Source organism: Acetobacterium tundrae, from assembly GCF_008086615.1.
GTDB lineage: Bacteria > Bacillota > Clostridia > Eubacteriales > Eubacteriaceae > Acetobacterium > Acetobacterium tundrae.
Window position 1 is genome coordinate 1 of record NZ_RXYB01000035.1, and the last position, 15,165, is coordinate 15,165.

The following is a 15,165-nucleotide window of genomic DNA, read 5'->3' on the forward strand; positions in this document are numbered from 1 at the left end:
TCACTGCTATGCAGGATGCCAAAGTTCAAATAAATGACACCGTAACCAAAATGACAGCACTGAAAAATGCTGTCCCTGACGCCTTCGAAACCGCCAAAAACGATTATCTGGCCGAAATCGATAATATGAAAACGGCCATTGAAACTGAATTCCAGCAAACGCTTAACGAAGGATTCAAACAAGTATATTTAACGGTCATCATCGCCTCGGTCATTGCTTTATTTTCGCTTGCTTTTTATAAAAACAAAAAACCGGATTGTAATGATGAAGACCTGCTGATCAACGGAAATCTGAACGACGACTGTGAAACCATATAATTTTCTTTCTGTCAGGCTTTGACCACCAGCCCATGAAAGTTGTCATGCATTAAAGCAAAATTTTAAGCAAAGAAAAGCTCCCGGAAACATCTGATATAATCAGTGGTTCCCGGGAGTTTATTTTTCAATCGGCTTATTTTTTGTTTTTGATAAACGCAATAAAGGCATCCGCTTCTTTTTCTAAATAGGGAGCACTTGCCGTCAATTCGAGTTTTCCGTCTTTGTTGAGTTGCTGCATCACATTTGGAATCGTCAGACGGGGCACGTTCATGATATCCATATTTAAAAAGCTGAGCAGGGTGACCAAATGATCCTGAGCAATCGCAGTCCCTGACATACTTGGGGTGATACCACTAATTGCCGCCGGTTTTCCTGATAGAACCGCTCCTTCTGTTTCGCTGACAGGTCTTGAAAGCCAATCGATTAAATTTTTCAGCACCCCAGGAAAAAAATGATTATATTCTGGGGTGAAAAACCAGATGCCATCCGCTTTTTTAATTTTTTCTCTGATTTCCTTGACCCTTGCCGGTGCCGGAAATTCAATATCCTGATTTAAAAGAGGAACCTCGCTATAATCGATTACTTCGACACTCGCTTTGTCTTGCAAGTATTTTTCGGCTTCTTTGGCAAGCTGAAGATTAAAGGAATCCTTCCTTAACGAGCCAACGATTGCCAATATCCTGATGTTTTCCATTGATTTTCTCCTTCTCTTAATAATTCATCTCGTTCTCTTTAATCATTTGTTTTATCAAAATATCTTTGACGGCGGTCAAGCTATCTCCAACTTATCCGATAACTGTTTAAAAAAAACACATATTTTGAATATTTAATTAAATCATTTCTTATATTGTAACTATTCCGTTTAATTTCGTCAATGGTTTGCGTCAATTAATAATAATTGCTGTCCTGATAAACTTAAAAAAAGTGTCGAAATAGAATAACTCAAAAAAGGACTAGAGCCGATTCCACAATTTTACCTGCAGAACCGGCCTAGCCGTTAACCTCAGTTGGCATCCGTTTGGACTCCTTCTTTTGATTTTATCAAAAACCTTCTTTTTCACTTTCCAATGCAAACACCACTTACTTTTCAGGTCATTCTACTTTTTAAATCAGGATTCTGTCACTCACTTGAAAACTATCTTAAGCTATTTTAGTTATCATCGTTAGTCTAAGCCTATTTCTCGTTTCCGATTTTTTTTAATCAGAAGAGGTTTTATAAACCGTGAGATATTTCTTTTGACCTAATAAATGATCTTTCAACACCTATCATTTAATTCTCTAGCGAGGTTTCCTCCCTTTTCTCATTTCGGTTTGATCTGTTTTTTCATTCAAATCTTTCCCTATCCTCTAAAATTAAATCACTTCATCCTGGTCAAATTTTCTTCTTCAACCTCGGGTCACTTCTTTAATTCTATTGGTGTGTTAAGCGATTGTTCACTTTCAAATGACTTTAATCATTCAATTTAGAAAAGGATTAAGTTGATCTTTGATATGACAATATTATATCACCATTTTCCAAGAAGTAAATAGATAAATTGTAAACGTTTGTATTAAATTCGTATATTAAAATGAACGACTGTGTAAAATGTTTCTTCAACACTTTAAAAAATGCTTTGCAGAGCAGTAAAACAACTCCCCCCTTTAAATAAAATTACCATTGCATAATTTAAAAAAATATATTAGTTATTGGAAATTTCACCTATTCTTCTTGTAGTTTCATAACTACATTCGGCAAGATGAAATGAATCGTTTCAATATTGTTTAGGGGCAACTCCATTGTTTCCGGCTGAAGGGTTTTTACCGGCTCCGGCTTTGATGTTCTGATTGCCTGTATTTCTTCTTTTGCCATTTTCAGATCATTCATGAGTTTCAACTGTCGGTTGAAAGGTATTTCACTATTCATCTGCGCTTCCATTTTTTGTATGCCTGCTCCCATTTTTTTCAATTTTTCTTCTTTTTCAAGGATGACTTTTAGTCTGGTCTCATTTTTTATCGAGATTTTTTCACCGGTGATCTGCATCAGAAAATTTTCATAAACCTGATCTAAATCCATTCCCTGGACTTCCAGAATTAAATCCTCATAGGACATCCAGTTGGTCTGGGAACAGGTGTCGCCCTTAAGGTTATCTTCTGTTTCTTTCCAGCAGCACAAAATTTTTCCCCATTCTTCGTAACGAACGATAAAGATCGCATACTGATTAATTTCCCGGTTCAGAATTTCTAACAGATTTGGATTGATTTCCTGTCGTTTTAAAACGATTTCCATGACTGCTATTTCTGCAACCTCGTTCCCCTGACTGATAATCATCGTCTCTGGAGAAATCTGATTCATCCAGATGATGCAATCAATTTCGTCAATAAACGACTTTTTTAATGTGTCGGAAAAATTCAAGTATTTATAAAATATATCTTTTGGCATTTGTTTGCAAACCTTGGTGCTGTTTGGCAAATTGATCATATCATCACCTTTTCATTCTTATTTTCAATATTTCAATTGCTCTTAGTCTATCGCTTTCAACAATCAATTGCTCTTTTAACTGCTGACCTCTACACTATGTTAATCGACTACACCTTCCAAAATCTTAACTGTTTTTCAGTAATTAATATTTTTTTTATTTTCATATTAAAACGGCGGTCTGCCAAAATCTCCGATCTCTAGTATATGTTGAAAATAACATATCACAAACGAAAATTCTTAATCATTGCTGAAGTTCAAGTTTTACTAAAGGTTATCGCGTTATTATTAATAAATGAGATAAACATCTCACCTTTTTCTTTTCATTTCTTATATAAAAAAGCAACGTACTCATCAGGAGTTCGTTGCTTTTTTACGTTTTTCTCACAAGTCTTTTTTTACACAGTTTCTCGAGAACTTGTCTCAATCATTTTGAGAGGAGTAAACACCTATTTCTTATTCTAGATAGTCTCATGATCTTCCAATTCATCATTATTTTCCTGACCATTAAACGGATCGATATGAACACTCACGCGGGTGTTTTTCAATGCGTCACACAATTCCTTTTTCAAACACCCGACAATATCATGGGCTTCCTTCACGGTAAGGCTCGGATCAACAGTGATATGAAAATCGATGTGTCTGACATTTCCCGACTTTCTTGTTTTTAGCTTATGATAATCGATCAATTGCTGTGCGTTTTTATTTTTAATCTTCTCAATCACTGCTTTTATTTCCTGTTCTTCTTCATCAGACAACCGGATATCAATCAGATATTCAAGGGCATTATAGCATAGGCTCCAGGCTTCCTTGACAATCAGCAGTGCCACTAAAATAGCCACAATTGAATCCAGCATCATAAAACCGGTAAGTTTAATGAGCAGAATACCGATACCGACTCCCAAAGATGTATACACATCGGTTTTCAGATGAAGTGCGTCCGCTTCCAATGCCATGGAATCTTCTTCTTTGGCTACCTTGTAGATAATTTTCGAAACGAAGAAATTAACCAGCGCAGCAACCGTCATCACGGCGATGGCAACCCACGCCTGTTCAATTTCAATCGGTTCGAACATTTTTTTCACTGCTTCAAACACAATCAGCCCGGCCGCAACGAAGATCAATACGCCTTCCACAATACCGGATATATTTTCAATTTTCCCATGGCCGTAAGGATGATCCCGGTCTGCTGGTTTTGAGGATTTACGAACTGCTGTAAAAGCAACGAGTGAAGCAACAAGATCCATTGAAGAATGGATCGCTTCCGAAATAATACTAACGGAACCGCTCAATAGTCCGGCCATTATTTTTAAAATAATCAGCACAGTGTTTGAACAAATGGACAATAACGCAACTTTTGTTTTTCGATTTGATGTCGACATAAAACTTTTCCTCCTAAAATTATAAGAAACACGTCATCCGCGTTTCTTTTTTGTTTCCGGGCACCACCACAACTGTAAAGCCCTTTTATTTGGCGGCTGCCGACGAAAAAAATCCTGTGGAACCATCAATTGTGATTGAAGTCCCACAGGATATCACCCGCTGCCAATAAAGGCCCAGCATATTGAAATTTAAATTCTGCATGCTTGTATTTTTATATGTAATTTTCAAATTTTAGCATACTATTTTGCAGTTGTCAACACTTGTGCCGTCTTTTTTCTTCTTGCGCTTTCTGTAATTTTTTACAATTTTCTCTGCTTTCATCGGCATACTCGTCATACCCTTCCAGATAATCCGCATAATCAATGGTGCAGTCTTTCTGATTGAACATTTTGCAGTATCCTTCCAGCGCCGCCCAGTCCCGGCTATAGGCATGATAGCTGATCGCGTTATGGATATAAGTTCCAAGCTCTTTAATACCCGCTTCTCTGGCAATATACCTTGACAGTTCAATCAATGCAAAGACATTCATTGCAACCGCCTTAACACCGTCATTGCTTCTAAATACGACATTGGTGTTTAATTTACCGTTTTTAACAGTGTAGTGTATTAATTGCAGACAGGGCGGATCATTCAATCTTGCTGCCTGTTGATTTGAAACATGTAAGGTTGCCTGTCTGGTATTCGGGTCTTCTTTTAATTTATTAATGACAAAGTCAATATTTTCCGCAAACAAATCATGATAGGTATACCCATACATATCTTTTTCAAAATCTTTTGTGCCTTCAACCATTTCCAGAACATAATCTACAAGTGTTTCCAATCCGGCCGGCATGGCCATGGTGATTTTCACGTTCTGAACACTGTCGATATCCATAACAAGATGTATTTCTTTTAAATGATCTTCCCGATCCTGATTTTTTCCGGTCACAACCTCCGCCTTATTTAAGGCTTTCATCGCCGCCTCGATCCCTTTATGCAGTTCTTTTTCGTGTATATAAGTAATCATCATTTATCTTTAGTGTTTATAATATGCCGCCTACTGAGATTGCACCTTATAAATTTCCAAACTCCTTTTCTCTTAAATTTATTGATTTATTATAACCTATTTATCAGGCCGGATACACGATCGTTATACTTTTTTATTTTTCATATAATAATATACCGGCAGTCCAACCAGAGTGATCCCAATGCCGACAAACGATCGACCCGGAGCACTTATCACGGTGCTGATAAGAATGTAAAGTCCGCCGGCAATTCCCAATAGCGGCGTAATGGGATATAAAGGCACTTTGTAATTCTCTTTCTTCGGAAGAATCTTTTTCCTTAATATAAATACTCCGAAAACACCCATTGTGAAGAAAATCCACAAAACAAAGATGAGCAAATCTGTCAGCGTATTAAATGTTCCAGAGAAGATATAAATCACGGCTAAAATACTTTCAAAAACAAGCGCGTTGGCGGGTGTCTCAAATTTGGGATGAATTTTTCCTAAAACGCGTGAAAAGGGAAGCTGCCCTTCTGTTCCCATCACTTGCGGAACTCTGGCTGCAGTCATCAGATAGCCGTTGAGTGCTCCAAGAACGGAAATCATAATCCCTGCTGTAATGAAGATACCCCCACCATTTCCAAAAAGCGCTACCGCAGCGTCTGCACCAGGTGTTGCCGATGCGGTGATCACATCCACCGGCAGTACTTTGAAAATAGCAACATTGAATAACACATATACAATAATGACAAATACAACGCCGATTGATATAACTTTTGGCAAGGTCTTTGAAGGGTTTTTCAGTTCTCCCGCCATATTGGTCACACTTATCCAGCCATCATAAGCCCACAGGGTACCCAAAACCGCTACACCAAAACCAGCGGCTGATACAGAAGAGGACTGAATACCGGCAAATCCAGGAGCCAGATTTGATGCTAATCCAAAAGTGATGATAGCCACAACCGGAATAAGCTTACCGATGGTTGCCACGGTTTGGATGACGCCACCAAATTTTGTGGATAAAACATTCATGATGAGAATAAATACCAAAATTCCAACAGCAAGGAATTTCATCTGCAAATCATTCATAGGAATGAAAAATTCTGAATAGGTTGCAAAAGCAATCGCCAGTGCCGCAACCGAGGCTGGATAAGATATGACTGTTTGCACCCATCCTAGCAGGAATCCCCAGACATCACCGTATAACTCCACCAGATAGGTATACAGTCCTCCGGATTTAGGAATCGCTGCCGCAATTTCCGCCACGGATAGTGCCGATGCCAAAGTAATCACGCCGCCGGCCACCCAGGCAAGAATACTAAATAAGGGAGTGCCGGCATTTTGCAAAACGATTCCCGGTTTTAAAAAGATTCCTGACCCAATAATCATACCGACCACAATTGCCATCGCTTCAATAGCGGTTACCGTCTTTTTCAATGAACTACTTTCCATAAATCACACCGTCCTTTCGGTTAATAAGACATTATAGTATAGATAGCCAATGCCTCTGCTGAAAGGCAGAAAGCGCGGACATGATAATCGATTTAGATCATTCATACGCAGCAATTATTATATTTGTTCATTATAATTGATCTCAATGTTTTTTTCAATTTATAATTATTATCAGCACCGCAATACCAGTAAAGTGCCCCCATGATCTTCTCTGAGTTCCTGGAACTCCACCATAATGGTCGTGAGAAAATCAGTGATCTCTTCGGAATCCAGTTCATCAAATATATTTCTCAAATTCCGATTTTAAAAAGGGTGGCTTTGATGTCAAACAGATTTTGGAGCTTGAGTAAAACTATATTGAACAACTAAAATACAACAAATATACTTTCAATCCATCAAAAAAGTGCCATCCCTCTGTTTTTCAGTGATGGCACTTTTCTGATGCAATTTTAAATAAACTTCAATCCTCCAACCTGCTAAGAGAATTCCTATTTCTTACTTAATGTCGCCGATACTTTTAAACGTTTCAGTGCTTTTTCCATTATCTGCCAGCATTGAAACCGCTGCGGTGGTGCTTAAGCCGGCCTTATCGTACGCGTAAACATGAATGATGTAATCGCCTGCTTCGCCATTGTGATCCGCATACAAGACCCGACAGCTGGCCGTATTGCCGCTGATAGTTCCCGGATACCATACTAGATCATCCTGACCATCTTTATCCGTCCAGACGGGAAACATTACCTTATCAACGCCGGTTCCCACATCCGATACCGTACAGCTTACCGTGAAGCCATTTTCATCAGCTTCGGTTACCTGAACATCTGATAACACCGGTGGCGTTATATCGGATGATGCATCCACATAATCCCCGATATAAATATAGCCCTGAAAACCTCCGACAGACGTTGCATCCTCAGCACCGATGCTGTAGGAATAGGTGCTGAATAATATACCGCTCCAGGTTGACTCAGAAAGTGTCACCACATTGTCGACAATGGACTCAACAACAGCCACATGACCGGATGATCCGCTCCCCCAGCAGATAATAGCGCCCAGTTTTGGGGCTGATCCGCTGGGATAATATCCATTGCTTAAATTGTAATCCCACCACTGATTGGCATTTCCAGTACACAAATTGGGCTTGGTTCCCAGAATTTCATAGGCCCGTCCCCAGGCGTAAGCGGTGCAGTTCGGCATGCCATAACCGCCTTGATAATAAGCATTATCGGCATAAAAATAAGGATTATCTGTCCCCGGTACCGCCATTCGTGCTGCGTATAAAACTGGCAGTACTTGCGCTGCTGCTGCAGTATTTGTAACTGCCGGATTATTTGCGCCATTTTCTTCAGCCATTACCGCTCCCGGTAACAGACCCAAAAACAAAATGAACGCAATACTAAAACATGCGTTTTTAAAAAAACGTTTCTTCATTTGACCTCCTGCTGCCCATATATGATGATGTTACAAAGATATTTACAACTTAAATACATCATAATTGTCGATATTTGTTTACAAAACAGCAATATGAATTTTACAATGGATCAATTTAATTTGCAAGTTTTTGATTCTTATATCCATGTAAATTAATTTATTCATAAGTTTTATGAGACCGTTTCCAAATTTCAAAATGCCATAGCAGCAACGATTTTTCGTATAAAAAAGCGCCTTCCATAAAAATGGAAAGAATCGAATGGACTCATCAATTAATCTTTACTTAAGAAATTCAGATCACTATTATTAATGTACTGGTTAGCTGAACTGAACAATTGACGAAAACCTGATTCAGCGGTGAATCAGGTTTTTTTCGAAAGTCAGGAGACGAAAAACAAGCCAAAAGCACTGCGACTAAAAAAAAATAAAGAGTGATTATTAATCACCCTTATTTGATGGCCACTCTGATAGTTCCGTTTTTTTTGCCATTCGCGCTTTTCTCCTCATCATAAGCTCATGTAATAAAATATACAGCAGGAGACCCAATGCCACACCGGTACTATCGATGAAAACATCTCTTACCTGTCCCGAACGGCCAAGAATAAATAACTGATGGACTTCATCACTGCAAGCATAAAGCACACATATTATAAAGACCTTCACTTCGGCTTTTGAAACATTGCTTTGCTTTAATGCAACCAAAGTCAGTACTGCAAGAATTAAATAGATGCAAAAGTGGGCACTTTTTCTAACATAAAAATCAAGATAGCCAATATCCACATTGAATCCCAAAGAACCGATGGTCAACTTTGCAATACAACTACTCAACTCATCCGACTGGTCAGCCGGTTGATTGGAAAAACAAAAGATCAGCCCCATCCAGAAAACAACTAAAATCCATGCAGCCACCATGTTTCTGGTGACTTTTCGGCCTTCTTCCCGGTGGGTCATCATAATAGCGCTTCTATCTTCGCGCTCGTTTTTTCAACAAAGATTTCATTATCCTGATCAAATAAAAATATATTTCTGTCCCCAATTGCTTTTGATATTACATGATAAATTCCAGTTTTGCTTCTTTCCCGAGTCCGTATTTTCATCGATTTACCTTTCTTTATTACACTTTACAAAATAGTAACACATTGGAAGAAAGAAGACAAATTGAAAAGTTACTTTTTTCATAAAATAATGATGCAATGACCGCATCTTCAACTGGACAATGCTATTGACGGGTTCCATTATTTGTGCTAAACTAAGTTTAATTTATAACCGTTATAATATAAAACTGAATATCATTTATCTGTCAGATGCTTATTTTTTCAATAAAAGGGTAGATATAAAATATATACTTCTAAAGTATAAGTGAACAGAGTGATTGTATTCGTATCACTTTATGGTTTAAATTGAACAATCTTGTACAAATATGTACAATTGAGTTAATAAAACATATACAAATATTTTTAGTTCAAGAAAAGGAGATCCACATGAAAGATTTAAAAGGAACAAAATCAGAAGCTAATCTTATGACGGCCTTTGCCGGAGAAAGCCAGGCCAGAAACAAGTACACGTATTATGCCGGTCAGGCGAAGAAAGATGGGTACGAACAAATTGCCGCCTTATTTTCTGAAACTGCCAAAAACGAAGAGGAACATGCGAAAATTTGGTTCAAGCTTTTACATAATGGCATCGCCGACACCGCTACCAACTTAAAAGATGCCGCGACTGGTGAAAATTTTGAATGGACAAGCATGTATGAAGGTTTCGCAAAAGATGCAAAGGACGAAGGTTTTGATGATCTGGCACGTCTTTTTGAAGGTGTTGCCAAAATTGAAAAAAAACATGAAGAACGATATCTTCAATTACTAAACAAAGTTGAAAACGGATTGGTTTTTTCTAATGATGGCGAAACAATCTGGAAGTGTTCAAATTGCGGTCATATTTATATTGGCAAGAAAGCGCCTGATATCTGCCCGATTTGCAAACATCCAAAAGCTTATTTTCAAATAGAAGTTCAAAACTACTAAAATAAATTAACTACGATAGGAGTTTTTCATATGAAAGCTATAGTTGATCGTTCCGAATGCATCGGCTGCGGCTTATGTACAGAAGCCTGTCCGGAAGTATTCCGTATGGGTGATGATGATATCGCGGAGGTTTATGCAGAAATTGATGATTCACTAAAAAGCAGTGCAGTTGAAGCTCAGGATAGCTGTCCAGTTTCAGCTATTACGCTCGAGGATTAATGACTATTTATGCATAAGCAAGTACCCTCATATCGATTTCTTGATATGAGGGTACAATTTTTTTTCAGATTCTTTGGATGCCGCCGCCTGGAGTTCATCCTGCATTTTTGCATAATTTAATAGTCAATTTGTTTTTTTGAATGATTATCGTTATAATAAAATAATATTGATCATTTATAAGAAATCAGAAACTCAGATCACCCTTGCAATTGCCGGTGATGAAATTAAAAAAAGAGGTCGCTATGTCAAAACAAAAAGAAAATAAAACGAATGCGATGCGCATTTTAGACAAATTAAATATTCAATATCAATCCCAATCCTATGAAAGTGAAGCATTTGTAGATGGGCTAAAGACTGCCGACCATTTGAATCTGCCCTATGAATTAGTGTACAAAACGTTAGTCACCGTGGGGAAAAGCCAAGGATATTTTGTATTTGTTATTCCCATTGCTGCAGAGTTAGATATGAAGAAAGGAGCAAAATCTGTTTGTGAAAAATCAATCGCTATGATTCACGTTAAAGATTTACATGACGTGACCGGATATGTTCGCGGAGGATGCACTTCTATCGGTATGAAAAGACAATTTAAAACGATTATCAGTGATACCGCAAAAGGACTGGATAAAATTTATATAAGCGGAGGCAAAATCGGCTTACAATTAAAACTAGCTCCTGACGATTTGTGCAAAGCTGCAAATGCTGTTTACGGAGATATTATCATGAATTAGCTATAATCCAGAACTTTTAAAAAAAGAAAGACTTACAATGACGGCAAGTCTTTCTAATTAAAAATATTAAACTTTGCCTTTTATTTAGATTGATCCTCTGATTTCGATGTAATTGATTTATCATGATAGGCAAATTTTACACCGAAAAGATAGATTAATATTCCCAGAACTACAAAATATGGAATAATATACATCGGACTGATGAACAATGCCGGAAGTGTTTTGTAGAGGGTAAGTGTTCCAAAGAACATAAATATCAACCCTGCTATCCATTTTATATAAATATCGGGAATATGTTTGGCCAGCCATGCCCCCCCCAATATACCGATACCATCAGCGATAAGCATACCGGTTGTTGTTCCCAATAGGATGAAAAATGGTTGGGTACTTTCGGCTGCGATTGTTATTGTCATCAGCTGGGTTTTATCACCCATCTCTGCGATAAAAAACGCAATCGCCACTGTAACAACCGGTCCGAATTTGTGCTTTTTTTCACCGTCTTCATCAATTTTATCGCCGCGCAAAGTCCATATTCCAAAGGCTAGGAATGCGACTGCAGCAACGATTTCTACTGTTTGCATGGGAATAACCGAGCTTAAATAAGTGCCTGCCAACACGGCTAGGGCATGGTTTAGAATTGTTGCTATTAGTACTCCCAGCATGACCTGTGCAACTTTATACTTGCCGGCCATGGCCATCGCGAGCAACTGGGTCTTATCCCCCATTTCAGCCACTACCACAAGCAGTAGGGCTTTAATAAATTCTGACATTTATTGACCTCCTTCTAAATTTTAAAATATAAATAAAAAAGACTTTTAACACAACAGCATGATCAGATCAATCAGCACCTCTGTCTTTTCAGTATAAATAATTATACTAAAAGAGGTTCTGATCAGATCTGATAAACCACTGTGTTAAAAGTCTCACTTGATAGAAATCAGTACTGAAATCCACCACGATAAAGCCAGACCCAAAGGTCAGTATGTTGACTTTATCACCGTATATGGGCAGCTACTCCCTCTTAACATTAAATTTATATTTTATTATACAACGCTTTTAATAATACCACATAATTTTTATACTGACAATATAAAATCTAATTATTTACTATAAAAAAGTGTATAGGACTCTGAATATTTTTTCATACAAGCTCCTGCTTCAGAATAGCTCAGCATGTCAGTCAATTTCCCGCTGATCGTCTCATCCACCTGCTTAAGAAAAATATCATTCTGACTATTCATACTGTCAAGCAGGGTTTTCACTTCTTGAGATTCTTGACTGGTTCCATCTGGTTGATAAGTTCCGTTTTTCACACCTTCCTGAATTTTCCAAGCCGCCTGATTACTGTAATCCGCGGATTTTTTCAGGACCTCATTAACGTCATTCATGATATTTGAGCTGCTTAAATTCAAACATTTAACCCGATTCCCGGCCGCCATTATTTCATCTGTCTTTTCTTTAACGGTCTCTTTAGCACCCTCATCGTATTCGGTTTTTGCATCTGTTTTAGCTGCTGAATCCGTTTGAGCTGCTGCATCCGTTTGAGCTGCTGTATCCGTTTTAGCTGCTGTATCCGTTTGAGCTGCTGCATCCGCTGTATTTGTCACGCTCAGGGCCGTATTGATATCAGCATAATTTTTATTAACCCGAATATAATCGTTGATCACGTCGCTGCCAATGTACTCTGAAATTTGAGAGCCATTTCCAGGATAACTGTTTTCCAACTTTATTTTACCCAACATTTCTTTGCTGTCTTCATAATCTCCCAACAAGGTGAATAATGCACTGGCGTCATAATATTTTCCTTCTGTATAATAGGCCTGAGCCTGGGTGTATTGATTTCCTTCTTCAGCGGTATCTTCTTTGCTGCCTGAGGCCATTCCACTGCTAAAAAACATTCCGCTTTTCAGTATAAAGAACCCCGCACCGGCCAGAATTAAAACCAGCAGTCCAATCGGCAGACCTATTTTCAACAATTTACTTTTCTCTTTTTTCGGTTCTTTTTCTTTTTTTTGTTTTTTTGATTTGGTTTTAACGGTCTTTTCGTCATTTTCCTCCTGAATCATTTCCACTACTTCAGGATTTTCCGCCAACTTTTCTTTTATTAACGATAGCTTATCTTTTTCTTTGGTACTTTTCGAGTTTTTCTTTTCATCTCTCTTAAACAAACTTTTTTTCGACACTATGTTATTTTCCTCCCGCATTATTTTCAGTCCTAAAATTTTGCGATCCCATGAATATGAAGATTCATTATTAGTTAATATAAGCATTATTTTTCAATCCTTGTCATTCTACCATTTCTATCCGGGAAAACAAATAATTGTTTCTAAATCTTCCCTATATTAAGCATCAAAAAAGGTTAATTAATTAGGCGTCCGCAACAAATGTGGGCTTAGTTGGCCTGTCGCTAAAGAAATTATATACGCATCACTGAATAATTGCAAAGACAACTATTGCATCATTCAAATTCTGGCGACGCCTGAATCCCAACTGCCTGGGGTGCTACTGTTCTAGCCTCAATCCCGGGGTGTAGGCCTATAGATAAGTCAAATTTTAGTAATAAAAGAGTTTAAGCATTGATTTTCATATTAACAAATGAAATAATAGCATATCGGTATTTAAAATGATATAATAGAAAAAATCTAACTGCTCTGCGTCAATCAATTCACACCAAGGTTATTTAATTTGACGTGGAATTAAGGTAAACTACAATTTGTTTTTTAGGAGGTTTTATATGCGTTTAGTTACTCGTTCGGATTTCGACGGTTTAATATGCGGCATGTTGCTAAAAGAAGCTGGTATCATTGATGACTGGGTTTTTGTTCACCCAAAAGACTTACAGGATGGGCTCTTTACCCCTACTGAAAATGATGTTCTGACAAATGTTCCTTATGTTCCTGGCTGTGGCATGTGGTTTGATCACCATTCGTCGGAAAAAGAGCGTCTGGGATGGAATCATGAGGTCAAAGGCGAAAGCCGTCTGGCACCCTCAGCGGCACGTATTATCTATGAATACTACGGCGGAGCAAATCGATTTCCACATTATGAAAATATGATTCTTTCCGTTGATAAGGTCGATTCCGGAAATCTCACCAAAGAAGAAATATTAAAACCAACCGATTGGATTTTACTGGGATTCATCTCAGACCCGAGAACAGGTTTGGGGCGATTTAGAAATTTCAGAATCAGTAATTATCAGCTCATGGAAGAACTTATCAATCTTTTTAGAAATTTATCCATTGACGAGATTTTAGAACTTCCAGATGTGAAAGAACGTGTGGAACTCTATTGGGAACAATCCAAACTGTTTTCCGATATGGTTAAAGCACATACCCACGTCGTTGCGAACGTTATCGTCAGCGATTTAAGAGACATGGAAACTATTTACACGGGGAATCGATTCATGATTTACAGTCTTTACCCCGAGCAAAATGTTTCTCTTTGGATTGTGGATGGCAAACAAAAGCAGAATGTTTCCATCGCCTGCGGCTACAGCATCCTCAATCGGACCTGTAACGAAGACATCGGCAAGCTTATGCTCAAGTACGGCGGCGGCGGTCATCAAATGGTAGGAACCTGTCAGGTCCCCTACGATGATGCCGATTTAACCATTAAAGCAATTATTGATGTCTTGAAAACTACGTAAAAAAATTCGTCCGGCAGGTGATTGGAGGTTACCTGCCAAACGAGTTTTATTGTGCTGATTAAACGCTCTTGTTTCTGAAATCACACAATTATCCATTACAAAATTCTTAGTACCCTCATATCTAATAGATAAACATTTACAAAATTATTTTTTCGGATTTGCGTTATTTCTCCTTCATTTTTGATAGGTTCTGTTATTTAAATTAATACTCTTCTGTTGATGAATTTATTTTAAAAACTTTTTAATAATCATCATTTTTTTTTCCGTATAAGATGGATAGGCTAATGTATTATTGATATTATGTGGTTTCTTTAAAATACTCTTGCAATGTGAAAAGGTAATAAAACTTTGTTTTCCATGATAAGCGCCCATTCCAGAATTTCCAACCCCGCCAAAAGGTAAATTGGAATTTGCCACATGCGATATCACATCGTTTATACATACCCCACCTGATGAAATTTCACTGATCACTTTTCTTTCCACGTTCATTTTCGTTGTGAATAAATAGAGGGCTAACGGTTTCGGCAA

The 15,165-nt window shown here is 37.9% G+C and carries 14 protein-coding genes and 1 pseudogene; 5 read left to right on the plus strand and 10 right to left on the minus strand.

Translation table 11 applies throughout. The features are described from left to right. Window positions 1-317, plus strand: a pseudogene (locus FZC40_RS16260) (hypothetical protein); the annotation flags it as partial. A 133-nt stretch (window positions 318-450) separates the two neighbouring features. On the opposite strand, the gene FZC40_RS16265 reads toward FZC40_RS16260, so the two are convergent. From FZC40_RS16265 to FZC40_RS16295, 7 genes are all read right to left on the minus strand, one after another. Then, on the minus strand, window positions 451-1,011 hold the full coding sequence (locus tag FZC40_RS16265; RefSeq protein ID WP_148606281.1) for an NADPH-dependent FMN reductase: 561 nt from the start codon (window positions 1,009-1,011) through the stop codon (window positions 451-453). 1,005 nt (window positions 1,012-2,016) lie between these two features. After that, complete coding sequence (locus tag FZC40_RS16270) at window positions 2,017-2,775, minus strand: DUF4391 domain-containing protein (protein WP_148606283.1); 759 nt, start codon at window positions 2,773-2,775, stop codon at window positions 2,017-2,019. A gap of 458 nt (window positions 2,776-3,233) precedes the next feature. Then, window positions 3,234-4,154 (minus strand): cation diffusion facilitator family transporter, encoded by a 921-nt coding sequence (locus FZC40_RS16275; RefSeq protein ID WP_148606285.1) that lies wholly within the window; start codon window positions 4,152-4,154, stop codon window positions 3,234-3,236. A 254-nt stretch (window positions 4,155-4,408) separates the two neighbouring features. Then, window positions 4,409-5,161, minus strand: a complete 753-nt coding sequence (locus FZC40_RS16280) for a thymidylate synthase (protein WP_186843747.1) — start codon at window positions 5,159-5,161, stop codon at window positions 4,409-4,411. 123 nt (window positions 5,162-5,284) lie between these two features. Then, window positions 5,285-6,592, minus strand: coding sequence for an APC family permease (locus tag FZC40_RS16285; protein ID WP_148606289.1), 1,308 nt, complete (start codon window positions 6,590-6,592; stop codon window positions 5,285-5,287). 495 nt (window positions 6,593-7,087) lie between these two features. Beyond that, window positions 7,088-8,023, minus strand: a complete 936-nt coding sequence (locus tag FZC40_RS16290; protein WP_148606291.1) for a GBS Bsp-like repeat-containing protein — start codon at window positions 8,021-8,023, stop codon at window positions 7,088-7,090. 438 nt (window positions 8,024-8,461) lie between these two features. Further along, on the minus strand, window positions 8,462-8,977 hold the full coding sequence (locus FZC40_RS16295) for a VanZ family protein (RefSeq protein ID WP_243135853.1): 516 nt from the start codon (window positions 8,975-8,977) through the stop codon (window positions 8,462-8,464). Window positions 8,978-9,504: 527 nt separating this feature from the next. Here FZC40_RS16295 and rbr point away from each other — a divergent pair. From rbr to ybaK, 3 genes are all read left to right on the plus strand, one after another. Then, window positions 9,505-10,044 (plus strand): rubrerythrin, encoded by a 540-nt coding sequence (gene rbr / locus FZC40_RS16300; protein WP_148606293.1) that lies wholly within the window; start codon window positions 9,505-9,507, stop codon window positions 10,042-10,044. A 30-nt stretch (window positions 10,045-10,074) separates the two neighbouring features. Beyond that, window positions 10,075-10,263 (plus strand): ferredoxin, encoded by a 189-nt coding sequence (locus tag FZC40_RS16305; RefSeq protein WP_148606295.1) that lies wholly within the window; start codon window positions 10,075-10,077, stop codon window positions 10,261-10,263. A gap of 242 nt (window positions 10,264-10,505) precedes the next feature. Continuing rightward, window positions 10,506-10,991: a Cys-tRNA(Pro) deacylase gene (gene ybaK, locus FZC40_RS16310; protein WP_148606297.1), complete on the plus strand. Its 486-nt coding sequence runs from the start codon at window positions 10,506-10,508 to the stop codon at window positions 10,989-10,991. An 80-nt stretch (window positions 10,992-11,071) separates the two neighbouring features. Here the strand turns inward: ybaK and FZC40_RS16315 are convergent, their stop codons facing one another. Next, window positions 11,072-11,761 carry a TMEM165/GDT1 family protein gene (locus FZC40_RS16315; RefSeq protein ID WP_148606300.1) on the minus strand — a complete coding sequence of 230 codons (690 nt, stop codon included), beginning with the start codon at window positions 11,759-11,761 and terminating at the stop codon, window positions 11,072-11,074. A 330-nt stretch (window positions 11,762-12,091) separates the two neighbouring features. Continuing rightward, a complete protein-coding gene (locus FZC40_RS16320; RefSeq protein ID WP_148606302.1) occupies window positions 12,092-13,174 on the minus strand; it encodes a hypothetical protein in 1,083 nt (360 codons plus the stop codon). 551 nt (window positions 13,175-13,725) lie between these two features. On the opposite strand from FZC40_RS16320, the gene FZC40_RS16325 reads away from it, so the two are divergent. Then, entirely contained in the window at window positions 13,726-14,637 is a 912-nt protein-coding gene (locus FZC40_RS16325; RefSeq protein ID WP_186843746.1) for a DHH family phosphoesterase, read from the plus strand. Between the two features lie 225 nt (window positions 14,638-14,862). Here the strand turns inward: FZC40_RS16325 and FZC40_RS16330 are convergent. After that, the coding region (locus FZC40_RS16330; RefSeq protein WP_148606304.1) for an aldehyde dehydrogenase family protein at window positions 14,863-15,165 on the minus strand (303 nt) is incomplete at its 5' end.

What these genes read in the sequence shown, in the direction of transcription:
- FZC40_RS16285 (WP_148606289.1), bottom strand. Translation starts at nt 6,592, where the DNA reads ATGGAAAGTAGTTCATTGAAAAAGACGGTAACCGCTATTGAAGCGATG.
- ybaK (WP_148606297.1), top strand. Translation starts at nt 10,506, where the DNA reads ATGTCAAAACAAAAAGAAAATAAAACGAATGCGATGCGCATTTTAGAC.
- FZC40_RS16290 (WP_148606291.1), bottom strand. Translation starts at nt 8,023, where the DNA reads ATGAAGAAACGTTTTTTTAAAAACGCATGTTTTAGTATTGCGTTCATT.
- FZC40_RS16315 (WP_148606300.1), bottom strand. Translation starts at nt 11,761, where the DNA reads ATGTCAGAATTTATTAAAGCCCTACTGCTTGTGGTAGTGGCTGAAATG.
- FZC40_RS16265 (WP_148606281.1), bottom strand. Translation starts at nt 1,011, where the DNA reads ATGGAAAACATCAGGATATTGGCAATCGTTGGCTCGTTAAGGAAGGAT.
- FZC40_RS16325 (WP_186843746.1), top strand. Translation starts at nt 13,726, where the DNA reads ATGCGTTTAGTTACTCGTTCGGATTTCGACGGTTTAATATGCGGCATG.
- FZC40_RS16280 (WP_186843747.1), bottom strand. Translation starts at nt 5,161, where the DNA reads ATGATTACTTATATACACGAAAAAGAACTGCATAAAGGGATCGAGGCG.
- FZC40_RS16295 (WP_243135853.1), bottom strand. Translation starts at nt 8,977, where the DNA reads ATGATGACCCACCGGGAAGAAGGCCGAAAAGTCACCAGAAACATGGTG.
- FZC40_RS16270 (WP_148606283.1), bottom strand. Translation starts at nt 2,775, where the DNA reads ATGATCAATTTGCCAAACAGCACCAAGGTTTGCAAACAAATGCCAAAA.
- rbr (WP_148606293.1), top strand. Translation starts at nt 9,505, where the DNA reads ATGAAAGATTTAAAAGGAACAAAATCAGAAGCTAATCTTATGACGGCC.
- FZC40_RS16275 (WP_148606285.1), bottom strand. Translation starts at nt 4,154, where the DNA reads ATGTCGACATCAAATCGAAAAACAAAAGTTGCGTTATTGTCCATTTGT.
- FZC40_RS16305 (WP_148606295.1), top strand. Translation starts at nt 10,075, where the DNA reads ATGAAAGCTATAGTTGATCGTTCCGAATGCATCGGCTGCGGCTTATGT.